The sequence below is a fragment of the Gordonia sp. NPDC003424 genome, assembly GCF_053588655.1.
Map to the genome: position 1 here is coordinate 12,958 of NZ_JBSFQJ010000032.1, position 23,448 is coordinate 36,405.

Genomic DNA, 23,448 nt, shown 5'->3' on the forward strand with positions numbered 1-23,448 from the left:
TCGCCACGTGTGACCATGGACATGTTGTCCACTAGGTGGCAGCAGATGGTCCGCCAGGTGCGCGACCCCAGCCATCGGCCCGCCGATCCCGGTCTCGAGGATCGCCACAGGGCCCGTTCGATTTAGGAGAACCCCCGTGTCCGAGCCCATTCGTGTCGGTCTTCTCGGAATCACCCACCCGCACGCGTCGGCGCGTGTGCGCGCACTGTGGGAGATCGGCGGCGTCGAGGTGGTCGCCGCGGCCGACGATGATTCGCGGCTGAAGTACTTCACCGACAAATACGATCTCGAACCCCGCACCATCGAAGAGATTCTCGACGATGACGAGATCACCGCGATCATGGTCCACTCCAAGAGCAAGGACATGGTCCCGCACACCATTCGTGCGCTCGACGCCGGCAAGTCCGTGGTCGTCGAGAAGCCGGGCGGCGGTACCGTCGCCGACCTGCAACGGCTGCGCGCCGCCGAACTCGACGCCGCGGACGGACTTGTCGTGCAGGTCGGCTACAACGTGCGCCTGGCCGAATCGGTCACCCGCGCCAAGAAACTCCTCGACGACGGGCTGATCGGCGAGGTGGTGTCGGTGTCGGCGCGCGGGGCGGCGCTGGTCGGTGAGCACCTGACCCAGCACCTCAATCAGCCCGCCGACATGGGCGGCGTGCTGTGGATTCTCGGCTGCCACATGCTCGACGCCCTGGTCAGCGTGTTCGGTGCCCCCGAATCGGTCAACGCGCGAGTGCACAAGCCCGCCAAGCTGTCCGGCGACGACAGCCGCGAGGACTCGGCGGCGGTCCTCCTCAATTACCCCGATGTCTCGATGACCTTCAATTTCGACGGCCACGACAACCTCGAATGGTTCGAGAGCTCCAACATCATCGTCTACGGCACCCACGGCATGATCGAGGTCGGCATCCTGCCGCAGCGGCTGCGCGTCTACGTCGATGCCGACCGGGGCTCGTTCGCCCGTGGGTGGACCGACTGGACCCAGAGCTACTTCACCCCGCCGTTCGCGCGCACCGAGGCGAACAAGTTCTCCGAACTGCCCGAGCTGGAGAACATCAGCAACTTCCACACCGAGATGCGGGGCTGGATCGACAGCATCCGCACCGCCGCACCGATCGTGTCGCCGGTCTCCGACGCCCTGACCGTGGCCCGCATCGTCGACGCCTGCTACCGCTCGGAGCAGGCTCGCGGCGCCGAAATGACCATTGACGGCCACTGATCCGTCAAGAACCGAGGACATCATGACACCGCAACTCATCGCCACCTGCTGGACCAGCGCCGGAGACACCGCGCCCATGCGCGTCGACGAGCGCAGCCCGATCCCGATCGCCGAACGCATCTCGCTGGTCGCCGAAACCGGCTGGGACGGAATCGGACTCGTCTACGCCGATCTCATCGACGCCCGCGACACCATCGGGTACGACGCCTTGCTGCAGTTGATCCGCGACGCCGGCCTCGGCATCGTCGAGGTCGAGTTCCTCGACCACTGGTGGACCACCGGCGACGAGCGAGTCGCCGCCGACCGCCAGCGGGCCGAGCTGTTCGAGGCGGCCATCGCCCTCGGTGCCCGCCACATCAAGGTCGGTGCCGGACTCGCCGAGGAACCGTTACCGCTGGCGGTTCTCAAGTCCGCCTTCGTCGATCTCGCCGCCGAGGCGCAGGACGCCGGCATCCGACTCGCATTGGAGGCCCCGCCGTTCTCCAACATCCGTACCACCCGTGAGGCCGTCGAGGTCGTCACCGCCTCCGACAGCCCATCGGCCGGCCTCATGATCGACATCTGGCACACGCACAACAACGGTTTGAGTCACGACGAGCTGTGGCGGATGGTGCCCATCGAGCGCGTCGCCGCCGTCGAGGTCGACGACGGGTTCGACCGCCACAACGCCACCATCGCCGACGTCGTCGACGACACGATCAACCACCGTACCTATTGCGGCCGAGGTGATTTCGATACCGTGACGTTCATCGAACGTGCGGTCGAGGCCGGTTACACGGGGCCGTGGGGCGTGGAGATAATCTCCAGTGACCATCGTGTGCGGCCGGTCGCCGACGGGCTTCGTATCGCCCGCGAGACCACACTCGAATGCTTCGCCGCGGCCGCCGCCGTCGGCCGCTGACACGTACGACTTCACTTCACACGTCAAGGAACATCCCATGACTCAGCAGAAACTGCGCCTCGCCCTGTTCGGTTCCGGCCGCATCGGTCAGGTCCACGCCCGCAATCTCGCGGACCACCCCGGCATCGAGCTCGCCCTCATCTGCGATCCGATCATCGACGGAGCCCGCACCCTTGCCGCGCAGACCGGTGGCCGTGCCGTCTCCGACCCGGCCGAGGTGTTCGCCGAACCCGGTCTCGACGGTGTGATCGTCGCGTCACCGACGCCCACGCATGTCGACCTCATGTCGCGGGCGGCATCGCACGGTCTGGCGGTGTTGTGCGAGAAGCCGATCGACCTCGACATCGCCACCGTCCTCGAGTGCCGCGAGAACATCCGCGAGCACCGGGTCCCGATCATGCTCGGCTTCAACCGACGCTTCGACCCGAACTTCAAAGCCGTGCGCGACGAGGTCGCGGCGGGTGCGATCGGCCCGCTGGAACAGCTGACCATCATCAGCCGCGATCCGGCGCCCGCGCCGCGCGGCTACATCGAGGCCTCCGGCGGCATCTTCCGCGACATGACGATCCACGACCTCGACATCGCCCGGTTCTTCATCCCCGACATCGTCGAGGTATCCGCCGTCGGCACAGCCCAGTTCAGTGAGGACATCAAGTCGCTCAACGACTTCGACACCGCCACGACGACCCTGCGGGGCGCCGGCGGCGAGATCGTGACGATCATCAACTCGCGGCACTGCGCGTACGGCTACGACCAGCGCATCGAGGCATTTGGCTCCACCGGAATGCTCACCGCCGGCAACGTCTCCGCCACCACCGTGCGACGCTACGACGCAACCGGCACCGAACAAGCCGGCCCCTGCCTGCCGTTCTTCCTGGAGCGCTACGCCGCGGCCTACCGCGCCGAACTCGACGCGTTCGTCCACGCCATCCGCGCCGGCGGCGCCTGTTCACCCGGTTTCGACGACGGTGTGGCGGCGCTCGTCTTGGCCGACGCAGCACAGGAATCGGCGACCACCGGCAAGACCGTGTCGGTCGCAGACGCGCTGCGGTGAGTGAGTCACAAGCCACATGGCTCGCGCATCCACCGCTGAGCGAATGATCATCCTGGGCTCGGAAGAGTCATCCATTCGCTGATCGAGAAAGGCTCCGAGCGCAGCGAGATCCCCTGCTGTCAAAGGGAAGTGGGCCTCGCTGCGGTCGGTCGCTTACTCGATCAGCGGAAGGGGGAGTGGTTTCGGCTTGTGGTGGAGCCTGATTCGAGGAGTCGTCCTCCCCCAACCGCTGATCGAGTAAGGCTCCGAGCGCAGCGAGGCGCCGCATCGAGATCCCCTGCCGTCAAAGGGAAGTGGCCTCGATGCGCGGCCTCGCTGCGCTCGGTCGCTTACTCGACCAGCGGAGGGTGGAAGGCTGTCGGCGTGCGGTGGAGCCTGATTCGAGGAGGCGCCCCCCACCGCTGATCGAGTAAGGCTCCGAGCGCAGCGAGGCGCCGCATCGAGATCACTTGCTGCCAAAGGGAAGTGGCCTCGATGCGCGGCCTCGCTGCGCTCGGTCGCTTACTCGACCAGCGGACGGGGCGGACGGGTGTCGGCTTGGAGCCTGATTCGAGGAGGCGCCCCCCACCGCTGATCAGTAAGCGAGGAGCTTGCGCCGAGCGCAGCGAGATCCCCTGCTGTCAAAGGGAAGTGGGCCTCGCTTCGCTCGGTCGCTTACTCGACCAGCGGAGGGGGGAGTGGTTTCGGCTTGTGGTGGAGCCTGATTTCGAGAGTCGTCCCCCAACCGCTGATCGAGTAAGGCTCCGAGCGCAGCGAGGCGCCGCATCGAGATCACTTGCTGGCAAAGGGAAGTGGCCTCGATGCGCGGCCTCGCTTCGCTCGGTCGCTTACTCGACCAGCGGAGGGTGGAAGGCTGTCGGCGTGCGGTGGAGCCTGATTCGAGGGGGCGCCGCCACCGCTGATCGAGTAAGCGAGGAGCTTGCGACGAGCGCATTGGCCGAGCTGGTGACAACGGGCCGCGAAGAGCCCGCCACCGCGGCCTGGTTACCGCGGCGCCAAACCCAGTGCGCGATAGGCGTCGTCGAGATACCGCATGTTCTCGACGGCGTCGTCGAGCCCGATGGGCAGTGACGCACCGTTCTGCACGGCGTCGGCGAACGCCTCGAGCTGATAGGTGTAGGTCGACCGGGTGCCGAGGTGCTCCACGGAGACGGTTCCGCGGGCGGAATCGACCAGGGTGAGTCGGTCGTCGCGATTGGGGCCGAGATAGTCGTGCAGATACAGCGAACCGTCGTCGCCGACGATGCGGAGGCTGAACACGAACTCCCCGGCGACCATGGAGTTGGCGAGAGTTCCGTTGGCGCCATTGGGATATGCGATGTCGATGACCGCCGACTCGTCGACCTGGTCCCCGCGCAGCACCGCACGCCCACCGGTGATCCCCGGTGCGCCGCCGCACCAGCGACCGAGCAGTCGCGACACGTGGAGCGAGTAACAGCCCAGGTCCATCAGCGCGCCGCCGGCGAGGTCGTAGGACCAGCGGGGATCACCGTCGTCGGGTGCCGGCATCGCCATCACCACCTCGACGTTCCGTACCGCCCCGATGGTTCCGGCGTCGAGCAACTCGACGGCCCGGAGCATCAGGGGATGGAACACATAGTGGAATCCCTCGAGCACGGGTACCCCGGCACCGCGAGCGGCGTCTGCGATCTCCCGAGCCTCGATCTCGTTGCGTGCGAACGGTTTCTCTGACAACACCGGCTTGCCCGCGCGGATCGCCGCGAGATTCCACGGCCCGTGCAGCGAGTTCGCCAGCGGGTTGTAGACCACGTCGACCTCGGGATCGTTGATCACGTCGTCGTAGGTGTCGAGGACGCGTTCGACGCCGTACTTGTCGGCGAACGCCTGCGCGCGGTTACGATCCCGCGCCGCGACCGCCACCAGCCTGTGCCCGAGCGTCTGCGCGGGGCCGACGATGGCCGACTCCGCGATCCGGGACGCCCCGAGGATGCCGATCCGCAGGGGCCGAGACGTGGTGTCGCTCATACCCGCACCGGCCGCTCTGCGGTCTTCCGCAGGAACGACATCGACACGGCCACGTTGCCGGCGGCCGAGTCGCCGTCGGCATCGTCGGCGAGGATGGTGTCCTGCTCCAGCACATACCAGCCGTCATAACCCGCATCGACCAGTGTGGCAACGACTTTCGCGATCCGCGCGTCGCCGGCACCCAGCGGGACGTACATGCCCTGCCGGACGGCGTCGGTGTAGGTCAGCTCGCCGCGCTGGACCTGCTCGGCCAGATCGACACGCACGTCCTTGAGGTGCGCGTGCCGGATGCGGTCGGTGAAGGCCTCGGTGATCTCGAGTGGATTGCTTCCGCCGATCAGCAGATGTCCGGTGTCCAGACACAGCCCGATCGATGCATTCTCCAGCACGCGGTACACCTCGTCGCGCTTCTCGATCATCGTGCCGACGTGGGGGTGCAGCGCCGCCACCACACCTCGCGACGCGGCGAGGTCACCGAGCCGATCGAGGTTGGCCAGCAACGTGTCCCATTCGGCGTCGGACAGGTCGGGTCGATCGTCGTAGCCGTCGACGCCGGTGGCCGCGGCCAGGATGATGACGTCGCCGCCCGACGTCTCGAGCCGATCGAGCACTTCGTTCACCTCGGGAGCCGGGTCGTGATCGGCCTTGTGCAGCACGACGGGAACAAACGATCCGACGCACTTGAGGCTGTAACCGGCCAGCATGTCGCGCAACTCGGCGGGCTCCGACGGCAGGAATCCCTCGGGTCCGGTCTCGGCCGCGGTGACCCCGAGGTCCTGCATCTCACCGAGAACCCGCTCGGGGGTCAGTTGATGTCCCCAATCGGGGACTTCACACACGCCCCAGGAGATCGGGGCGGCGGCGATGCGCAATTCGGTCATGGCGGTGGTCCTCACTTCGTTGAGTCGGTGGTGATCTCGGTGCGAATGTCGTCGATGCGGACGGGCTTTCCGGTGCCGGCCGACCGGGTGGCGGCCTCGGCGATGTAGGCGACCTCGAGGGCATCGGCGGCGGTGCACGGTGACGGGGTCTTGTCGATCACCATGTCGCAGAACGCCGTCAGTTCCGCGCGGTAGGCGTCGGCGAAGCGGTCCATGAAGAAACTGTGCGGTACTCCGGCCGGAAAATCGATGCCGGGCTGCATGTTTCGGACCGGCGTTCCCTCGTCCCATCCGGCGACCACCGAGTCCGCGCTGCCGTGCACTTCGAGCCGGCAGTCGTAACCGCGCCCGTTGTACCGCGTCACCGACACCACGCCGACCGAGCCGGAGGCGAACGACAACAGGACCGACGCGGACGCCAGATCGCCCACCTCGGCGAAGATCGGGTCGCCCTGACCACTGCCCGTCGCGTACACCTCGACCACCTCGTCGCCGAGAACCCAACGCACCGCATCGAAGTCGTGGACCGCGCAGTCGCGGAAGATGCCGCCCGACGCGGCGATGTAGTCGGGAGGTGGTGGCGCGGGGTCCAAGGTCGTCGAGCGAACCGTGGTGATGAACCCGAGCTCGCCGGACACGACGGCGGCCCGGGCGGCCGCCATCGCCGGGTCGAAGCGCCGGTTGTAACCGATCTGCACCGGCACGTCGGCGCCGCTGATGCGGCGCACCACCTCGGCCGAATCGGCCACCGACAATGCGATCGGTTTCTCGCAGAACACCGGAACACCAGCGGCGACAGCCTTTTCGATCAACTCGGCGTGCGTCGGGGTGGCACTGGCGATGACCACCGCGTCCACACCGGAGGCGAGCACCGCATCCGCGTCGGCCGCCGGCCGGACGGTGGGGAAGCGGGCCTTGGTGGTGTCCATCGCCGCGGGGACGGCGTCGGTGACCACCAGCGAGTCGACGTCCGGCAACCCGGTCAGCGTCGACGCGTGAAACGCCCCGATCCGGCCGAGCCCGACGAGTCCGATAGTGAGTCCCATCAGTCGAATCCTCCCATCACGATCTGGTCCCAGTCGATGACCGAACCGGTCACCACACCGCTGCGGTCCGACAGGAGGAACACGACGAAGTCGGCGATCTCGTCGGGTTGCCCGAGCTTACCCATCGGCACCGAGGCGTTGGCCTGTTCGATCCAGGTGTCGTCGGCGCCGTGAAAGCGCTTCTGTATGTCGGCTTCGCCCTCGGTCTCGGTCCAGCCGATGTTCAGTCCGTTGATGCGGATCCTGTCCCACCGATGCGCGTGCGCCGCGTTCTTCGTCAGTCCGACGAGTCCGGCCTTCGTCGCCGAATACGGCGCCAGGAACGGCTGCCCACCGTAGGACGACATGGTGATGATGTTGACGATCGTGCCCGGAGCGCCGCGCCCGAGCATGTCTTTCACGGCGGCCTGCATGGTGAAGAACGGGGCCCGCAGGTTCACCGCCACATGCTGATCGAACAGCTCCGGGCTGGTGTCGACGAGGCTGCCGCGGCTGGTGGTGCCGGCCGTGTTGACCAGGCAGTCGATCCGCCCGTATTCGGCGACGGTGGCGGCCACCGAGTCGGCCGCGGCCACCGGATCGCTCAGGTCCGTGGCTATGAAACGAACCGGCAGCCGCCCCTCGAACTCCGCCTCGAGACGTTTCCCCTTCTCGGCGTTGCGGCCGGAGAACATCACATCAGCGCCCGCCGCGGCCGCGACGCGGACGATGGTGGCACCCAGGCCCTGGGTGCCACCACTGACCAGCAGAACCTTGCCGGCGAGTGGACCGGATTCGGCTGGTGGTGTCGTCATCGGTGTGTGTCCTTCTTGATAGCGGTGTGGCGGTGGTTTCGACTTGCGTCGGGCTCCCTCGCTCGTCGCGGCTCGACCAGCGTGGGCGAGAGGCTCAACCAGCGTGAGGAACTACGCTCTGTGCCGCGCGTCGAGTTCGGTCAGCTCGCGATCGAACCGTTCGGCGTCGAATCGTCCGGCCACCGCCCGGGTCACCAGCTCGGCCTGGGTTTCGCCGTGCAGGCCGCTGATCGGTTGGTCGAGATCCAGGTTGCTCGGGAACGCGTACCCCTCGGCCGACGACGCGATCACGTTGCGCACCGCCCGGGCGTCACCCGCGTCGGCGAGGTCGACCAACGCCGGATACAGCGCCCGCACCATCGCGTTGCGATCGACCGCATCCATCGCCCGGCCGAACGCCGACGACACCTGCAGCAGGTTCGCCATCCGCTTGGTGTTCGCGGAGACGTTGTGACCCGCCGCGTGGAACAGTCCCGGATTGAAGAAGACGGCGTCACCGGCCTGCAGCGGCAGTTGCACGTAGTTGGTCGCGAAGTGCTCCTGGAACGCGGGCAGGTTGAACGCGAGATAGCCGGGCTCGTACTGCTGCGAGTACGGCAGGTACATCGTCGGGCCGGACTCGATGGGCATGTCGCAATGGGCGACGGCACCCTGCAGGGTCAACGCGGGGGAGAGCCGATGAGTGTGCGCACGGAAACGCGCGGCCGTGTCGGTCGACATGAACCCGAGGTGATAGTCGCGGTGCGGATTCTGGGCGGCGCCACCGGGGTTGACGACGTTCACCTGCGAGGTGACCTGATACATCGGGCCCAGCCAGGCCTCGCTGATGAGGGCGAGCACGTCGTTGGCGTAGTAGCGGGCGAACAGTTCCGGATCGCGTTCGGCGAACTTCTGCAGGGCGTTCCAGATGCGGTCGTTGGCGCCGGGCTTGGCGAAATGGTCGCCGCCGGCCAGACCGGCCGCCTTCTGGTCCTCGATGATGGCGGTGAACAGATCGGTCGTCTCGGCGAGACCGTGCTCGGGGCCGAACGCGCCGCGGAACACGACGATGCCCGGTCCGGTCAGCAGGGCGCGGGCGAGTTCGTCGGAGAGGTCCGCGCGACGATCGTCGTCGAGGGCGACGACGTCGGCGGATTCGTAGAACAGCACGCCGCGTGCGGTGTCGGCGGCGTACGGGTAGTCGGTCAGTTCGGTCTGCTGATCGAGCAGGGCGGCGAACTCGTCGATGTCGCATTCCTGCTCGGTGATGCGGTTGGCGCGGGGCCGGAGGGCCGCGGTATGGGCGCTGCGCGTCATGGCTGCGCTCCTCTCGAAATCGAAGTCAACGGTCGTGGATATCGGGTCCCTGGCGATTCCGCCGTGATCACTCGACAAGAATGGCAAGATCCTATTGTCAGGACAAGATCGAAAACCCATCAGAAATCCCTCAGGAGTGGGCCGTGCCACATCGCTACCCGGTGCGCGAGATCGCCCGGCAGGCAGGCGTCAGCGAGGCGACGGTCGATCGTGTGCTGCATCAGCGTCCCGGCGTCCGCGAAGGCACGGTGCTGCAGGTCGAGCAGGCGATCGCCGATCTCGATCGGCAACGCACCCAACTGCGGCTGTCCGGGCGTCGCTTCATGATCGACCTCGTCATGGAGACGCCGCGACAATTCTCCGGCCTGGTGCGGGAAGCGCTCGAACTGGAACTGCCGGGACTGCGACCGGCCGTGATCCGTGCGCGCTATCACTTGAACGAGACCTGGGCGACCGACGACCTGATCGCGACACTCGACGCGATCGCCCGACAGGGCAGCCACGGAGTGGTGCTCAAGGCGCCGGACACCGCCGAGGTCGCCGCTGCCATCGGCCGGCTGACCGCCCAACGGATTCCGGTCATCACCCTGGTCACCGATGTGCCGATGAGTACGCGCATCGCCTACGTCGGGATGGACAACCGCGCCGCCGGGGCCACCGCCGCCTACCTGATGTGCCAGTGGCTGCGGCACGTCGCCGCCGACGTCCTCGTCATCACCAGCAGCGCGATGTTCCGCGGTGAAGAGGAACGCGAGATGGGTTTCCGTGCGGCCATGCGCACCTACGACCCGGACCGTCGCATCGTCGTGGTCACCGACTCCGACGGGCTCGACGAGACGTGCGGGCCGTTGACCGCACGCACTCTGCGGCAGCATCCCGAGATCGCCGCGGTCTACTCCATCGGCGGTGGCAACAAGGGCATCGTCGCGGCGTTCGCCCACGAGGACCGCACCTGCGAAGCGTTCATCGGGCACGATCTCGGCGACGCCAACCGTGCGCTGCTGCGCAGCGGTCACCTCACCGTGGTGCTCCACCATGATCTGCGCGCCGACATGCGGGCGATTGCACAGACGGTGATGGGGTTCCACGGCGCACTGCCCGGCGATCACCGGCCGCGGGCGTCCGGGATTCAGATCATCACGCCGCACAATGTGCCGGATACCTGAGCGGATCTTCACACGATGGGTGTGATGCGCGGAAAACCCCAGTCGGGCAGGTTATGTTCAGTGACGCGCGTCCGGGGTGGTCGCGAGCGGAGGGAGCCGAGATGACTGCTGCATCGGGTGAGGCGAACGTCGCCAAGGAACCCGAAGGTCTCGAACCGAGTTCCACCAAGGCGTTGCATCCAGGTTCCAAGGAAGGGCGGCAGATCCTCTCTCTCGTCCTCATCGGCGCCGTCATGGGCATCCCGGCGTCGGTGGTCGCGTGGGCATTCCTGCAGGTCGTGCACTGGCTCGAGGACCTGCTGTGGACGGACCTCCCCGACGCGCTCGGGCACAGCAGCCCGCCCTGGTACCTCATCCTGGGCCTGCCGGTCTGCGGTGCGATCGTGGTCGCGCTGGCGAGAGCCTTCCTGCCCGGCGACGGCGGACACCGTCCGCTCATGGGTATCGGCGGGCCGCCCACGCCATGGCAGTACGCGCCCGGCGTCCTGCTGGCCGCCATCGGCACCCTCGCCTTCGGGTTGGTCCTCGGCCCCGAGGGGCCCCTGATCGCCATCGGATCGGCGGTGGGCACGGCCGTGGTCGCCATGACCCGACTCCCCGCCGGTCCGGCCGAGAAAGTGCTGGCCAACGCGGGTTCGTTCAGCGCGGTCTCGGCGCTGTTCGGGGGTCCGCTGGTCGCCGGAATCCTGCTGCTCGAGGGCGGTCTCGCGGCCGGGTCGGCGTTGCTGCCCGCACTGCTCCCCGGCCTGACCGCGGCGGCCGTCGGCTACGTCGTCTTCATCGGCCTCGGAAACTGGAGCGGCCTCGGCGCGGCGGGGCTGTCGGTGCCCGAGCTGCCGCACTACGGGCACACCCGCATCCTCGACCTGGTGCTCGCCATCGTCGTCGGGATCGCCGCCGCCATCGCCATGCGGGTCATCAAGGGTGTGGCGCGCGGCATCGACGCCAAGGCCAACACCCCGGATCCCAAGCTGAAGTACGGAATCCTGCTCCTCGGTGGCCTGGCCGTCGGCGTCATCACGCTGATCGCCCAAGCCCTGGGCGCCAGCCACGACGACATCCTCTTCTCCGGACAAACAGCGGTACCCCAGGTCGTCGGCGAGACCAGCATCCTGATGCTTCTGTTGATCATCGTGGCCAAGGGCCTGGCGTACGCCATCTGTCTCGGCAGCGGCTTCCGCGGCGGACCCGTGTTCCCCGCGATCCTCATCGGTGTGTGTTTCGCGACCATCGGGTGCATCGCCTTCGACAGCTCCATCACCTGGGCGGTCGCGGTCGGCGCCGCCGCGGGCATGACCGCAGGCACCGGACTGGTCTTCAGCTCCCTGACACTCGCGATGCTGTTGACCGGAACGGCGGGCATCGATGCGCTGCCGGCCGCAGTACTCGCCGTCGTCGCCGCCTGGCTCACGAATGCGATCCTGAACGATCGCAGCGAGTCATCCTAGCTAACCGCATATTTGTTATGACATACTGACACCATGGCGGCGCAGATCACACAGATCCCGGTGGAGCTCGACCGGTCCACGCCGGTGCCGCTGTATCACCAGCTCGCCCAGGCCATCGAGTCGGCCATCGTCCGCGGCGACCTCGAACCAGGGGACCGGCTCGAGAACGAACTCGACATGGCCGGCCGACTCAAGCTGTCGCGGCCGACCATCCGCCAGGCCATCCAGGAGCTCGTCGACAAGGGCGTCGTCGTGAGAAAGCGCGGCGTCGGCACTCAGGTCGTGCAATCGCCCGTGCACCGGTCCGTCGAGCTGACCAGCCTCTACGACGACTTGTCCTCGGCGGGAATGCATCCCAGCACCCAGTTGCTCGAGTACCGCATCGGGGTGCCCGACGAGGAGGTTCGCACGGAACTCGCGCTGCCGGTCGGCGCGGAGGCCGTCACCGTCAAACGCCTGCGCAGCGCGGGCGGAGAACCGTTGGCGCTCATGATCAATCACCTGCCCGCCGACATCTGCCCACCGGCCGGCGAATTGGAGTCCGGAGGTCTGTACAAGGGTCTGCGCGGCCGCGGCGTGCACATCCGCCTCGCCCGGCAACGAATCGGCGCCAAGGCGGCCGACGCCGAAGAGGCCGCGCTGCTCGACGACCAGGTGGGTGCGCCACTGTTGACCATGCAACGCACCGCCTTCGACGACGCCGGCCGGGTCGTCGAGTTCGGCACCCACTCCTATCGTGCTGATCGCTACTTCTTCGAGACGACGGTCGTGGATCGTTAGCCGAAACGGTGCACGCTCGGCAGTTGTCGCAGGTTGAGTCGGCCGCCTTCTGCTCATCTCTCTGAATAGGCGGGTCAGATATCGGGGTGGTCGTCCTCCCCATCCCCACCGTGCCCCGACACCGCCGCGAGCAGTCCCCGCACCGCCATCGCGCGCCGATACGAGTGGCCGTCCAAACCGTCGAGCGCACACTCGGGGTCGGCGGGCGGTCCCAGATGGGTGCAGCCGCGCGGACAGTCCTCGATGGCGTCGCGGAGGTCGTCGAACGCGTCGATGATGTCGTCGGGGACCATGTGGGCCAGGCCGAAGGACCGGATGCCGGGCGTGTCGACGACCCATCCCTGCCGCGACGAAGAACCCGGCAGCGGCAGCGCCACCGACTGGGTCGAGGTATGCCGTCCCTTGCCCACCCCGGACACCTCGCCGATCGCCCGATCCGCTTCGGGCACAAGCCGATTCACCAGTGTCGACTTACCCACCCCGGAGTGCCCGATGAGTGCGGTGAGATGCCCGGCGAGCATGCCGGACACCTCGTCGATCGGCTCGGTGCGTCCGGCGAGCACCACCGGGAGGTCGAGGTCGGCGAACGCGCGGGTGAACTCGGCGGGGTCGGCCAGGTCGGATTTCGTCAGGCACAGAATGGGTCTCAGGCCACCGAGGTAGGCGGCCGCCAACGCGCGTTCGACAAACCCGGTGCGCGGCGGCGGATCCGCGAGTGCCGTCACGATCAGCAGCTGGTCGGCGTTGGCCACGACGATCCGTTCGTACGGGTCGGTGTCGTCGGCGGTTCGTCGCAGCACGGTCGTCCGGTCGGCGACTTTCACGATGCGCGCCAACGTGTCCGGCCGCCCGGTGAGGTCGCCGACCACCGACACGTGATCGCCGACGACGACCGGTGTGCGCCCGAGCTCACGCGCCCGCATCGCCACCACCCGATGGGCCGGATCGCCGTCGATCACACATCCCCACCGCCCGCGGTCCACCGAGACGACCATCGCGTCCCGCGCGTCGTCGTGCGCCGGGCGGGTCTTGGTGCGTGGCCGCGACCCCTTGCCGGGACGTATCCGCACATCGGATTCGTCGTAGCTCGAGGCGCGGCGACTCACGTCAGGGGTGCCCGATCATCTTCTGCCACATGCCCGGAAAGTCGGGGAGGGTCTTCGCCGTGGTTCCGATGTCGGCGACGGTGACGCCCTGCACCACCAGGCCGATGATCGCGCCGGCGGTCGCCATGCGGTGGTCGGCGTAGGACTCCCACACCGCGCCGTGCAGCGGCACGGGCGAGATCCGCAGCCCGTCGGCGGTTTCCTCACACTCGCCGCCGAGCCGGTTGATCTCGGTGGTCAGTGCGGCGAGCCGGTCGGTTTCGTGGCCGCGCAGATGGGCGATTCCGGACAGCACCGACTCCCCGTCGGCCACGGCGGCCAGTGCCGCGACGGTGGGGGTGAGTTCGCCGATCTCACGCAGGTCGATGGTGATGCCGGTGAGCTTCTCGGGGCCGCGCACCGTCAGCTCGCACGAGGTCGCGCCGGAGGCCGATCTCTCGATGGCGCAACCCATCTCGGCGAGGATGTCGACGATCTGCGCGCCCGGCTGGGTGGTTTCCAGGGGCCAGCGCGGTACGGTGACGGCCCCGTTGGTGACCGCCGCGGCCGCCAGGAAGGCCGCCGCGTTGGACAGGTCGGGTTCGATCTCCCAGTCGACCGCCCGGATCGGTCCCGGCGCCACCCGCCACGTCTCGGCGGCGGGACGGTCGACGGAAACGCCTGCGGTGGTGAGCATGTCGAGGGTCATGTCGATGTGCGGGGTGGACGGCACCGGAGGACCCACATGCCGGACGGTCACGCCGTCGTCGAATCGCGCCGCCGACAGCAGCAGCCCGGAGACGAACTGCGACGACGCCGACGCGTCGATGGTGACCTCTCCGCCGCGGGCCGAGCCGTGTCCGGTCACGGTGAACGGCAGGCGATCTCCGTCGATGTCGACGCCGAGATCGCGCAGCGCGTCGAGGATGGTGGCCAGCGGCCGGGTCCGGGCCTGTTCGTCGCCGTCGAAGGCCACCCGACCGTCGGCGAAGGCGGCCACCGGAGGCAGGAACCGCATCACCGTGCCGGCCAGCCCGCAGTAGACGTCGCCGCCGCGCATGGTCCGCGGTTCGACGACGACCGTCGTCTCGTCCTCGTCGTGCACCTCGACGCCGACGCTGAGGGCGGACAGTCCGCTCAGCATCAGGTTGGAGTCGCGGCTGCGCAGGGCGCCGCGGACCGTCGACGGACCGTCGGCCAGCGCGGCCAGGATGAACGCACGATTGGTGATCGACTTGGACCCGGGCAGCTCGACCGTCGCGACCACCGGTTCGCCGACGGTGGGTGCGCTCCAGATGCTCATGCGGTCCAGTCTGTCATGGGCACAGTCACCGGTTGTCGCGGCGCAGGGGATGGTCGGCGGGCACCTCGACGACGATGATCAGCCGGTCGTCGGGGTCGGTGACGTGCATTTCCACCAGCCCCCACGGCTCGGTGCGCGGGTCACGGGTGATCGGCACGGCGGCCGCACGTAACTCGTGTTCAGTGGCGGCCATGTCGCGGACCTGCAGCCAGAGCACCGCGTCGGCTCCGCCGCCGGTGTCGAGATCGTCGCTCATGTGGCCGGGGACCTCGATCAGGCCGTTGCCCGCGTGAAAGACCACACCGCCCGGATACTCACGGGCGACGGCCAGTCCCAACCGGTCTCGGTAGAAACGCTGCAGACGTTCCGGGTCGGGCGACCGCAGCAGGGTGCGACTGGTCAGGACCTCCATCTACTGCCCCTCGGTGGTCCCGTCGCTGCCGCCGAGGGCATGCCCCCGGTTGAGGTCGTTCCCGTGGCGCGCGGCCTCGTAGATCGCCTTCTCTCGGGCGATGCGGTCGGTCTCGCCGATCGGCTTGGCATCGCCGAACGCGAACGCCGATTCGTGCTCGTACTCGTGCGGCTTGTCGGGGTCGTCGTCGGTGAGGGCATCGGCGGGCTCGGGGTGAGGGCTGTCGGACATGGTTCAAAGATAGGCGCAGATCGGCCACTTCACTCCGGACCGCACGAGAACGGCCGATCAGATGTCGCGTCCCGCCGCCAGGACCACCGCGCGAGCGCCGTCACGGACGGCCGCTTCCACCAGCTCGGCCGCGATCCGTTCGGTGTCGGGGTCCCCGCGGGCCGCCGCCAGCAGGTAGTTTGCCAGGCGCGCTTCGTGGTGCCCCAGACCCGGCCCGACGCGCAGCGCGCGTCCGACCAGTTCCGCCGCCACGTCGAGATTGCCGGTGGTGATCTCGACCATCGCCAGCCGCGAGCACGCCCAGGATCGGAAGAGGTCCAGATGCTTGCTGGCTTCCAGCGACGCCCGGTACGCGGCGCGCGCCGGTTCGATGTCACCGGCGCTCTGATGGGCGATGCCCAGCGCCCGGTAGGCGGTCGCCGTCCAGCCTCGGTGGCCGATCTCCCGGGCTATGGCCAGGGCCTCGGTGGCCGCGTCGACCGCCTCCTCGCTGCGGCGCAGTGCCGACAGCGCTTCGCTGCGATGCCACAGCGCATACGAGATTCCCTCCTGATGTCCGAGTGTGCGCGCCAGCTCGACCGCGTCGGTGCTCGCCACCAGCCCGTCGGCGGGACGGCCGGCGAACACCAGAGAGTGGCCGTGCGTCGACCGCGGTGTGACCACCCGTAGCAGGTCCCCGGATTCGGCGAACAGGTCGGCGGCGCGCGCGAGGAGATCGCCGCCGCGCGTGATCTCGCCGTCGAGGAAGCTGGCCATGGCCCGGGCGTCGAGGACGCGGGCGACGCCCGCCCCGTTTCCGTGCTCGGTATAGAGGCGCATCGCCTCCTGCGCCCGTTCGGTCGCGCGGTCGCGCAACCCGAGATTCATGTCGAGGATCGAGCCCACCTCGAGCGCCCTCGCGCGTGCCGCCGGTTCGTCGCCCGCGCGCACGAGGGCTATCTCGCACAGGTCGGCGGCGCGCACCATGTCGTCGGACCCGGAGGCGACCATGGCGAGTTCGGCGAGCACCGCCGCCTGCCGCGCACCGGGCAGGTCGCATCGCAGCGCGGCCCGGAAGTCGTTGCGGGCGCCGGGGAGATCTCCGTTGCGTGCCCGGGTGAGCGCACGCACCTCGTGGAGCGACGCGGTGACCGCGGTGGTGGTTGGGCCGACTTGCAGTCCGGCGGTGGCGAGTGACTCGGCTTCGTCGTGCGCATAGGAGTCGAGGGCGGACCGGGCGGCCTGCGCGTAGGCGGCGGCGGCACGACGGGCGTTGCCCGCCTTGCTCCAGTGGTAGGCCGCCGACGCCGGGTCAGTCGACGCATCGATGGCCGCCGCGGCGAGCGCGTGCAGGCGTGCGCTTCGCACGACGTCGAGGCGGCACGCGGCGACGTCGCTGATCATGTCGTGTGCCGGTGCCCAGCCGTGCTCGCCGAGCCGGACGAGGTCTGCCTGTGCCAGTCGGGTCACCGCGTCGAGGACGTCGGCGGCGTCGGTGGCGAGGACCCTGGCGAGGTCGGCCGCGGGTGTCTCCCGGCGCAGGATCGCCAGCAGATCGATCACCTCAACCGCCAGACCGCTGACGGCGTCCAGCCGTCGGCCGAGGTGTTCCTCCTGGGTGGCGTGGGCGGCGCGCCGTAGTTGATCCGCGCTGACCTCCGGGGCGCGCCACCGGCCCTCGCTGTCGGCGTGCAACAGTCCCGTGGCCGAGAGGGCACGTACCGCTTCGGTGATCGCCATGGGGGAACGGTCGGTGTTCTCGACCAGGATGTCGGCCGCGACCGTGTCGGCGATGACTCCACGGACCGCCGCGGTGTCGAGTCCGCCGAGGGTCAGCCGCAGATCCGGGGCCAGCGCCGTGAGTGCGGCGTGTCGCGTCGTGCCGGGGTACACCTCTTCGCTGCGGTAGACCAGGACGAGCGCCGGCCCCGAGGCCCGGCGCACAGCGACAGACACGGTCGACAGACTCGACTCGTCGCACCATTGGATGTCGTCGAGGACGACGACCGCGATCGGTGCCGCGGCGATCAACCGGGTGAACAATTCCACGATCAGCGCTCGCATCGTCTCGGCATCGACCGCGCGATGGTCGTCCTCGACGAGGTCGGGGACCAGCGTCGCGAGCGCCCCGCGCAGCGGCGCCGCGAGATCGTCGATCACGCCCGGCGTCAGGGGGAGCAACTCGCGGATCAACAGTCCGGCGGTGCTCCAGACGTCGTCTCGCTGGGCGGCGAAGCACCGCACACGCACCGCTTCGGTGCCGTCGCACAGCACTGCGGCGAGCCGGGACTTGCCGGTACCCGAATGCCCGGCCACCGTGGCCACCGCGCCGGGCATCTGGATCAGGGATCGCAGTCGCGTGAGCTCGGAATCGCGTCCGACAAACCGAAGCGGTGAAAGAGTCTGCCCCGCAGTGAGGTTGCCGCTCGCGCCCGGAGTCGATGAGCCGGCCTCCGGCGTCGTGGATCCGGCACCCGAGCGCAACAGGCGCTCGAACTCCTCGACCGCGGCGGAACTCGGCCGGACGCCCAGTTCGTCGGCGAGGCCACGCCGCAGGCGATCGTAGACGACCAGTGCACGGCCCGGATCCCCGTGTGCCGCCAGCGACTTCATCGCCAGCACGGCGGCGCTCTCGCGCAGTGGGTCGTCGTCGAATGCGGTCAGCGACCATTCGACGGCCTGAGCCGTGTCCGACTCCTGCAGGCACAGGGCGGCACCGCGTTCGAGAGCCTCGATCCGGTGCCGCCGCAACATGTCCCGATACTCGGCCGCCCACTCGTCGTACTGGTCTTCGACGAGGGGCTCCCCACACCACAGATCGAGAGCGGTGCGGTAGGCCGACAGCGCGAGGTTGGCCTCGGAGGTTCGTACCGCCGTCACGAGATCGACGAATTCTGCTGTGTCGAGCCGATATTCGCTGTCCGGGAGGCCCATGCGGTAGCCGTTGTCACCCGAGACGACGAGGTCCCGGCGCCCCACCGCGCGGCGTGCCCGGGCGACCAGGACGGCGATGTTCGCCGACGGGTCGCGGGGGCCGGCACCCGGCCAGAGCAGTTCGGTGAGTGCGTCGGTGCTGATGTGCGCCGGATGCCGGGTCAACAGGATGCGGAGGAGTCGGCGGCCCTTCCGCCCGCCGAAGTCGGCAGACGCCACCTCGGCGCCGTTGACGAGCACGACAAAGCGACCGAAGAGTCGGAACTCGACACTTGGCTCGGCAGGCGTGCTGCCGGTCATGGCCCAAGATGATCCGCCGCCTGCAAGGAAACCGCAAGGGCCGGTTTCTACCGTCGAGGGACAACCAACCACCAGGAGGAATCATGACCGCGACACATCAACGCACAGAGCACCGGGACTTCGCCCATCCGGACGAGGTGCGCTCCTTCGACCACGGGTGCATGGAGGTGTTGACCGTCGGCGGCGACGACCTCGGCCGACTGATCCTGCAGCCGGGGTGGCGGTGGTCCAATGACGTGAAGCCGATCGCCGGGACCGAGCTCTGCGAAGCGCCGCACTACCAGTACCACGTGTCGGGGACGCTGCACATCGTGATGGCCGACGGCACCGAATTCGATGCCACGGCAGGTCAGTTCACGTCGTTGCCGTCTGGTCACGACGCGTGGGTCGTCGGCGACGAACCCGTCGTCGTGGTCGATTTCTACGGCGCCAGCAACTACGCGAAGGGATGATCGAGATGACCGGCTCCGCGATCGCGGCCGACCCCGCGACGGCCACCGTGGACGCATTCAACGAGGCGTTCGGGCGCGGCGACGTCGACGGCGTGATGGCGCTGATGACCGACGACTGCGTCTTCGAGTCGACCGCGCCGCCGACCGGTCGTCGCTACCAGGGACAGGAGCAGGTGCGGGCGGCGTGGGCCGAGTTCTTCGCCGGCGCGACCGATCCGCTGTTCGAGACCGAAGAGCAGTTCGCATTGGCCGACCGCGTCGTGGTCCGCTGGCGATTCTCCTGGGGCGGTGATGAATCCGGCGAGGTCCGCGGGGTGGATCTGTTCACCGTCCGCGACGGCCTGGTCGCCGAGAAACTCGCCTACGTCAAGGGCTGATACGACGCGCGCCGTCACGAACCCCGCGTCGAGAACTTGCCCTCGGTGTAGCCGTCCCAGGTCTCGAACAGCCGCAACACCTTCGGGTCGCCGAGAGCCTTGATCTGCTCGCAGAGGTCTTTCGGCGCCGCCGGGTTGGTCACGATGAACGCGTGCAGATCCGGGTCGTGTTCGGCCAGATACCGCAGGGTGTCCGGCGGGGTGTCGGGATCGGCGGCGGCCAGGGCGTCGCGCGGGTCGAAGGCGGCGGTGCGCATGGCGTCGGCCCCGGACAGTCCCAGCCCGTCCTTGGTGACCACTTCGATCTCACCGGTGTTGTGGTAGTCGACGGGATCGGGGGACGTGCTCTTGGTGTTGAGCAGCAGGTTGAGCACGATCGCAGTCAGCGCGCCGGCCGAGATGCCCGAGTGGAAGATCGTCTGGAACCAGTCGGGGAACTGGTGATACAGGTCCAACGAGACGTTGACAGGGGAGTCACCGAGGCTGCGGTCGGTGAAGTAGAGCTTCGATTCGGTGAGCATCGCGACGCCCACCGAGATCGCCACCACGAGGACGTTGGTGTTGTTGAACTTCACCTTGCTCAGCGTCCGTACGCCGCTCGCCGCGACCATGCCGAACAGTGCCACCCCGGCGCCGCCGAGCACCGGCAGCGGGATGCCTTCGATGACCGCGGCCATTTTCGGGAGCAGACCCAGCAGCACCAGGATGCCGCCGGCGCAGGTCGCGACGTGGCGCGTCTTGACGCCGGTGATCGCCACCAGGCCGACGTTCTGCGCGAACGCGGTGTACGGGAAGGTGTTGAACACGCCGCCGAGCACGGTGCCGAGGCCGTCGGCGCGCATGCCGTCGGCCAGCTTCTGCGGGGTGATCTTCTTGTCGACGATCTCGCCGACTGCGACGATGTCGCCGGTCGTCTCGGTCATGATGACCAGCGCGACGATGATCATCGAGATGATCGAGCTGAGCTCGAAGGTCGGGGTGCCGAACTGGAACGGGTGCGGGATGCCGATCCACGGATTCTCACCGACCGCGTCCCAGTTGGTCATGCCGAACGGGATGGAGATCAGCGTTCCGATGACCAAGCCGATCAGCACTGACACCCGCTTGATCGCTTCGGGCGCGAACCGTTCCAGCGCGATGATGATGGCGAGCGTCAGGAAGCCGAACGCGATGGCCTTGGGTGCGCCGAAGTCCTCACCGGTGGCGGTGCCGCCGCCGAACCAGCCGGCCGCGACGCGCATCAGCGAGACGCCGATGATCAGGATGATCGTGCCGGTGACCAGAGGTGGGAAGAACCTGATCAGTTTCCCGACGATGGGTGCCGCCAGAATCATGAACAGACCGCAGGCGATCACCGAGCCGTAGATCGCGGTGATCCCGTGGGCGGTTCCGATGGTGATCATCGGGCCGACCGCGGCGAACGTGACGCCCTGCATCAGCGGCAGGCGCACACCGAACCGCCAGAAGCCGACCGCCTGCAGGATCGTGGCGATACCCGCGACGAACAGGTCGGCCATGATCAGGTGAACGATGTCGCCCTGCTCCAGCTGTCCGACACTGACCATGGCGCCACCGACGATCAGCGGCACCGCGACCGCGCCGGCATACATCGCCAGCACGTGCTGGATGCCGAGCGGCAGGAGTTTGGTCAGCGGTGGTATTTCGTCCACCGGGTGCGGAGTGGTCTTGCCATGCCTGATCGTGTCGAGAACCGCCATGAATGTCGTGTTTACGAGGTTCAGATTTCCGCGAGGGCTTGTGCGTGTGACGAGGATGTTTCCAACCGGCGGTGGCCGAGTTCCCGGAGTTCTTCCGCGGGGTTTTCGTTGCTCGGCGGTGATTTTCCCGCGGAAGCGTCAAGACCCCGCGGACGAAGTCGCACGGTGTGTCCGACAATGGTCGGCATGGCTTCGAAATCGAGCCGCAGCGCCGGCCTGCTCCTCTATCGACGACACGGCACCGCACTCGAGGTACTCATCGCGCACCCGGGCGGCCCATTGTGGGCCCGCAAAGACGACGGCTCGTGGACCCTGCCGAAGGGTCTGGTCGAACCCGACGAGGACCTGCTGGCCGCCGCGCGCCGTGAGTTCGCCGAGGAGATCGGTTCACCCGCACCGGACGGCCCGGTGATCGAACTCGGCGAAGTCACCCTCAAGAGTGGCAAGGTGGTCACCGCGTTCGCCGTCGAAGGCGACCTGGATGCGACGACGGTGGTCAGCAACACGTTCGAGATGGTGTGGCCGCCGAAGTCCGGGCGGATGCAGAGCTTCCCGGAGATCGACCGGGCGGAGTGGTTCGCTGCCGACGCCGCGCGGGTGAAGCTGAATGTGGCGCAGGTCGAGTTCGTGGATCGGTTGGACGTAGCGCTGGGTGAGTGATCGGTCCCGCTGTGTTGATGTGTGTGTCGACTTCATTCACATGGGGACGAACCTGGCCATCGATCCGGAGCTCCTGGATTTCGGTCACGCGGCGCCGCACATCGGGTTGGCGCATTTGGACGCCCTGAGAACCCGTCGGTCTGGCAAGTTCTCACGCTGAGACGGTTACGGACCGTCGATCGACCTACCGTCAGCGGTACCTGTGGCTGAACGGAGGCAGAGCAATGAAAGCACTGGTGTATCACGGGCCCGGCAACAAGAGCTGGGAAGACGTACCCGACCCGACGATCCAGGACCCGACCGACGCAATCGTGAAGGTGGAGACCACCACCATCTGCGGCACGGATCTACACATCCTCAAGGGTGACGTGCCGGCGGTCACTGATGGGCGGATCCTCGGTCACGAGGGTGTCGGCGTGGTGACCGAGGTGGGGCCGGAATGCACCAAGGTCGCGGTCGGCGATCGCGTCATCATCTCGTGCATCACCAAATGCGGTACCTGCGAATACTGTGCGTCAGGGATGACCGCGCACTGCCAGACCGTCGGCGGGATCGGCTGGATCTTCGGGCACCTCATCGACGGCACCCAGGCCGAGTTCGTGCGAGTTCCTTTCGCCGACAACGGACTCATCCCGCTGCCCGACGGCGTGACCGCCGAGCAGGGCGCCATGCTCAGCGACATCCTGCCCACCGGCTACGAGATCGGGGTGCTCAACGGAGCGGTCAAGGAGGGGGATGTCGTCGCGGTCGTCGGTGTCGGGCCGGTGGGTCTGGCGGCGGTGATGACCGCGGCCGCCGCTGGTGCGTCGAAGGTGATCGCCGTGGACGGCAACAAGTTCCGTCTCGAACAATCGCGCGAGTTCGGCGCGACCGACACCATCGACGTCGGCGCCGGGGGAGACCTTGTCGAGGAGTTGAAAAAGCTGAGCCGCAACGGATTGGGCGTCGACGTCGCGATCGAGGCGGTCGGCCTCCCCGCGACCTTCCTCACCGCACTCGGCAGCGTGCGGCCGGGCGGGCATGTCGCGAATGTCGGCGTGCATGGCGAGAGTGTCGAGTTCCCGCTCGAACGGGACTGGATCAACAACCTCACCATCACCACCGGGCTGGTGAACGCCACCACCGCGCCGGAGCTGCTCGACCAGACCCGCGCGGGCACCATCGCGCCGGAAAGGTTTGTCACCCACCGGTTCACCTTCGACCAGTTCGAGGAGGCCTACGATACCTTCGGCAATGCCGCCGACGAGCACGCGTTGAAGGTGATCATCAGCAGCGTCGGTTGACCTTTCCGCTGATCGAGCTCGGTCGCTGACTCGAAGAGTCGCCGCACCCCGCTGATCGAGTAAGGCCCCGAGCTTGCGAGGGTCCGCATCGAGATCTCGTTCACCGTTGATCTCGATGCGCTCGCTCGCAAGCTCGCGGG

At 68.0% G+C, this 23,448-nt stretch carries 21 protein-coding genes; 10 read left to right on the top strand and 11 right to left on the bottom strand.

Annotation, left to right across the window (positions count from 1 at the left end; translation table 11 throughout):
* Positions 1-136: 136 nt before the first annotated feature.
* The 3 genes from ACWDTI_RS26600 to iolG are packed head-to-tail and all read left to right on the top strand — an operon-like array spanning position 137 to position 3,177.
* Entirely contained in the window at positions 137-1,222 is a 1,086-nt protein-coding gene (locus ACWDTI_RS26600) for a Gfo/Idh/MocA family protein (protein WP_449741142.1), read from the top strand.
* A gap of 22 nt (positions 1,223-1,244) precedes the next feature.
* Entirely contained in the window at positions 1,245-2,123 is an 879-nt protein-coding gene (locus ACWDTI_RS26605; protein WP_449741143.1) for a sugar phosphate isomerase/epimerase family protein, read from the top strand.
* A gap of 37 nt (positions 2,124-2,160) precedes the next feature.
* A complete protein-coding gene (gene iolG, locus ACWDTI_RS26610) occupies positions 2,161-3,177 on the top strand; it encodes an inositol 2-dehydrogenase (RefSeq protein WP_449741144.1) in 1,017 nt (338 codons plus the stop codon).
* Between the two features lie 984 nt (positions 3,178-4,161).
* On the opposite strand, the gene ACWDTI_RS26615 is transcribed toward iolG, so the two are convergent.
* The 5 genes from ACWDTI_RS26615 to ACWDTI_RS26635 all read right to left on the bottom strand — a co-directional run bounded on the left by ACWDTI_RS26615 (position 4,162) and on the right by ACWDTI_RS26635 (position 9,180).
* Complete coding sequence (locus ACWDTI_RS26615) at positions 4,162-5,163, bottom strand: Gfo/Idh/MocA family protein (RefSeq protein WP_449741145.1); 1,002 nt, start codon at positions 5,161-5,163, stop codon at positions 4,162-4,164.
* Complete coding sequence (locus tag ACWDTI_RS26620) at positions 5,160-6,044, bottom strand: sugar phosphate isomerase/epimerase family protein (RefSeq protein ID WP_449741146.1); 885 nt, start codon at positions 6,042-6,044, stop codon at positions 5,160-5,162. Before ACWDTI_RS26620 ends, ACWDTI_RS26615 begins: the two co-directional genes overlap by 4 nt.
* An 11-nt stretch (positions 6,045-6,055) precedes the next feature.
* Positions 6,056-7,090 (bottom strand): Gfo/Idh/MocA family protein, encoded by a 1,035-nt coding sequence (locus tag ACWDTI_RS26625; protein WP_449741147.1) that lies wholly within the window; start codon positions 7,088-7,090, stop codon positions 6,056-6,058.
* Positions 7,090-7,884: an SDR family oxidoreductase gene (locus ACWDTI_RS26630; protein ID WP_449741148.1), complete on the bottom strand. Its 795-nt coding sequence runs from the start codon at positions 7,882-7,884 to the stop codon at positions 7,090-7,092. The genes ACWDTI_RS26625 and ACWDTI_RS26630 overlap by 1 nt, the downstream gene beginning before the upstream one ends.
* Before the next feature lie 111 nt (positions 7,885-7,995).
* On the bottom strand, positions 7,996-9,180 hold the full coding sequence (locus ACWDTI_RS26635; RefSeq protein WP_449741149.1) for a phytanoyl-CoA dioxygenase family protein: 1,185 nt from the start codon (positions 9,178-9,180) through the stop codon (positions 7,996-7,998).
* Between the two features lie 143 nt (positions 9,181-9,323).
* On the opposite strand from ACWDTI_RS26635, the gene ACWDTI_RS26640 reads away from it, so the two are divergent.
* The 3 genes from ACWDTI_RS26640 (at position 9,324) to ACWDTI_RS26650 (ending at position 12,574) form a co-directional block, all read left to right on the top strand.
* Complete coding sequence (locus ACWDTI_RS26640; RefSeq protein ID WP_449741150.1) at positions 9,324-10,346, top strand: LacI family DNA-binding transcriptional regulator; 1,023 nt, start codon at positions 9,324-9,326, stop codon at positions 10,344-10,346.
* Between the two features lie 101 nt (positions 10,347-10,447).
* Positions 10,448-11,794, top strand: coding sequence for a chloride channel protein (locus ACWDTI_RS26645; protein ID WP_449741151.1), 1,347 nt, complete (start codon positions 10,448-10,450; stop codon positions 11,792-11,794).
* A 33-nt stretch (positions 11,795-11,827) separates the two neighbouring features.
* Positions 11,828-12,574 (top strand): GntR family transcriptional regulator, encoded by a 747-nt coding sequence (locus ACWDTI_RS26650; RefSeq protein ID WP_449741152.1) that lies wholly within the window; start codon positions 11,828-11,830, stop codon positions 12,572-12,574.
* Between the two features lie 74 nt (positions 12,575-12,648).
* On the opposite strand, the gene rsgA is transcribed toward ACWDTI_RS26650, so the two are convergent.
* The 5 genes from rsgA to ACWDTI_RS26675 are packed head-to-tail and all read right to left on the bottom strand — an operon-like array spanning position 12,649 to position 18,818.
* Entirely contained in the window at positions 12,649-13,680 is a 1,032-nt protein-coding gene (gene rsgA, locus ACWDTI_RS26655) for a ribosome small subunit-dependent GTPase A (RefSeq protein WP_449741153.1), read from the bottom strand.
* A gap of 1 nt (position 13,681) precedes the next feature.
* Positions 13,682-14,962 (bottom strand): 3-phosphoshikimate 1-carboxyvinyltransferase, encoded by a 1,281-nt coding sequence (aroA, locus tag ACWDTI_RS26660; protein WP_449741154.1) that lies wholly within the window; start codon positions 14,960-14,962, stop codon positions 13,682-13,684.
* Between the two features lie 25 nt (positions 14,963-14,987).
* Positions 14,988-15,374, bottom strand: coding sequence for a VOC family protein (locus ACWDTI_RS26665; RefSeq protein WP_449741155.1), 387 nt, complete (start codon positions 15,372-15,374; stop codon positions 14,988-14,990).
* Complete coding sequence (locus ACWDTI_RS26670) at positions 15,375-15,605, bottom strand: hypothetical protein (RefSeq protein WP_449741156.1); 231 nt, start codon at positions 15,603-15,605, stop codon at positions 15,375-15,377.
* Positions 15,606-15,662: 57 nt separating this feature from the next.
* Positions 15,663-18,818, bottom strand: a complete 3,156-nt coding sequence (locus tag ACWDTI_RS26675; RefSeq protein ID WP_449741157.1) for a BTAD domain-containing putative transcriptional regulator — start codon at positions 18,816-18,818, stop codon at positions 15,663-15,665.
* Positions 18,819-18,901: 83 nt separating this feature from the next.
* Between ACWDTI_RS26675 and ACWDTI_RS26680 the strand changes: the two genes are divergently transcribed.
* Together ACWDTI_RS26680 and ACWDTI_RS26685 are read left to right on the top strand one after the other, a co-directional pair.
* The gene (locus ACWDTI_RS26680; protein ID WP_449741158.1) at positions 18,902-19,270 is read left to right on the top strand and encodes a cupin domain-containing protein; all 369 of its coding nucleotides are present in this window, start codon (positions 18,902-18,904) and stop codon (positions 19,268-19,270) included.
* A gap of 5 nt (positions 19,271-19,275) precedes the next feature.
* The gene (locus ACWDTI_RS26685) at positions 19,276-19,647 is read left to right on the top strand and encodes a nuclear transport factor 2 family protein (RefSeq protein WP_449741159.1); all 372 of its coding nucleotides are present in this window, start codon (positions 19,276-19,278) and stop codon (positions 19,645-19,647) included.
* Positions 19,648-19,661: 14 nt separating this feature from the next.
* Here ACWDTI_RS26685 and ACWDTI_RS26690 read toward each other — a convergent pair whose 3' ends face one another.
* Positions 19,662-21,365 (bottom strand): nucleobase:cation symporter-2 family protein, encoded by a 1,704-nt coding sequence (locus ACWDTI_RS26690; RefSeq protein WP_449741160.1) that lies wholly within the window; start codon positions 21,363-21,365, stop codon positions 19,662-19,664.
* Positions 21,366-21,551: 186 nt separating this feature from the next.
* On the opposite strand from ACWDTI_RS26690, the gene ACWDTI_RS26695 reads away from it, so the two are divergent.
* Both ACWDTI_RS26695 and ACWDTI_RS26700 read left to right on the top strand, forming a co-directional pair.
* Entirely contained in the window at positions 21,552-22,025 is a 474-nt protein-coding gene (locus ACWDTI_RS26695; RefSeq protein ID WP_449741161.1) for an NUDIX domain-containing protein, read from the top strand.
* Positions 22,026-22,249: 224 nt separating this feature from the next.
* On the top strand, positions 22,250-23,308 hold the full coding sequence (locus tag ACWDTI_RS26700) for a zinc-binding dehydrogenase (protein ID WP_449741162.1): 1,059 nt from the start codon (positions 22,250-22,252) through the stop codon (positions 23,306-23,308).
* Positions 23,309-23,448 lie beyond the last annotated feature (140 nt).

Excerpts from the sequence above, each read along its gene's own strand:
- ACWDTI_RS26605 (WP_449741143.1), top strand. The coding sequence starts at position 1,245 with ATGACACCGCAACTCATCGCCACCTGCTGGACCAGCGCCGGAGACACC.
- iolG (WP_449741144.1), top strand. The coding sequence starts at position 2,161 with ATGACTCAGCAGAAACTGCGCCTCGCCCTGTTCGGTTCCGGCCGCATC.
- ACWDTI_RS26615 (WP_449741145.1), bottom strand. The coding sequence starts at position 5,163 with ATGAGCGACACCACGTCTCGGCCCCTGCGGATCGGCATCCTCGGGGCG.
- ACWDTI_RS26620 (WP_449741146.1), bottom strand. The coding sequence starts at position 6,044 with ATGACCGAATTGCGCATCGCCGCCGCCCCGATCTCCTGGGGCGTGTGT.
- ACWDTI_RS26625 (WP_449741147.1), bottom strand. The coding sequence starts at position 7,090 with ATGGGACTCACTATCGGACTCGTCGGGCTCGGCCGGATCGGGGCGTTT.
- ACWDTI_RS26630 (WP_449741148.1), bottom strand. The coding sequence starts at position 7,884 with ATGACGACACCACCAGCCGAATCCGGTCCACTCGCCGGCAAGGTTCTG.
- ACWDTI_RS26635 (WP_449741149.1), bottom strand. The coding sequence starts at position 9,180 with ATGACGCGCAGCGCCCATACCGCGGCCCTCCGGCCCCGCGCCAACCGC.
- ACWDTI_RS26645 (WP_449741151.1), top strand. The coding sequence starts at position 10,448 with ATGACTGCTGCATCGGGTGAGGCGAACGTCGCCAAGGAACCCGAAGGT.
- ACWDTI_RS26650 (WP_449741152.1), top strand. The coding sequence starts at position 11,828 with ATGGCGGCGCAGATCACACAGATCCCGGTGGAGCTCGACCGGTCCACG.
- aroA (WP_449741154.1), bottom strand. The coding sequence starts at position 14,962 with ATGAGCATCTGGAGCGCACCCACCGTCGGCGAACCGGTGGTCGCGACG.
- ACWDTI_RS26665 (WP_449741155.1), bottom strand. The coding sequence starts at position 15,374 with ATGGAGGTCCTGACCAGTCGCACCCTGCTGCGGTCGCCCGACCCGGAA.
- ACWDTI_RS26670 (WP_449741156.1), bottom strand. The coding sequence starts at position 15,605 with ATGTCCGACAGCCCTCACCCCGAGCCCGCCGATGCCCTCACCGACGAC.
- ACWDTI_RS26675 (WP_449741157.1), bottom strand. The coding sequence starts at position 18,818 with ATGACCGGCAGCACGCCTGCCGAGCCAAGTGTCGAGTTCCGACTCTTC.
- ACWDTI_RS26680 (WP_449741158.1), top strand. The coding sequence starts at position 18,902 with ATGACCGCGACACATCAACGCACAGAGCACCGGGACTTCGCCCATCCG.
- ACWDTI_RS26685 (WP_449741159.1), top strand. The coding sequence starts at position 19,276 with ATGACCGGCTCCGCGATCGCGGCCGACCCCGCGACGGCCACCGTGGAC.
- ACWDTI_RS26690 (WP_449741160.1), bottom strand. The coding sequence starts at position 21,365 with ATGGCGGTTCTCGACACGATCAGGCATGGCAAGACCACTCCGCACCCG.
- ACWDTI_RS26695 (WP_449741161.1), top strand. The coding sequence starts at position 21,552 with ATGGCTTCGAAATCGAGCCGCAGCGCCGGCCTGCTCCTCTATCGACGA.
- ACWDTI_RS26700 (WP_449741162.1), top strand. The coding sequence starts at position 22,250 with ATGAAAGCACTGGTGTATCACGGGCCCGGCAACAAGAGCTGGGAAGAC.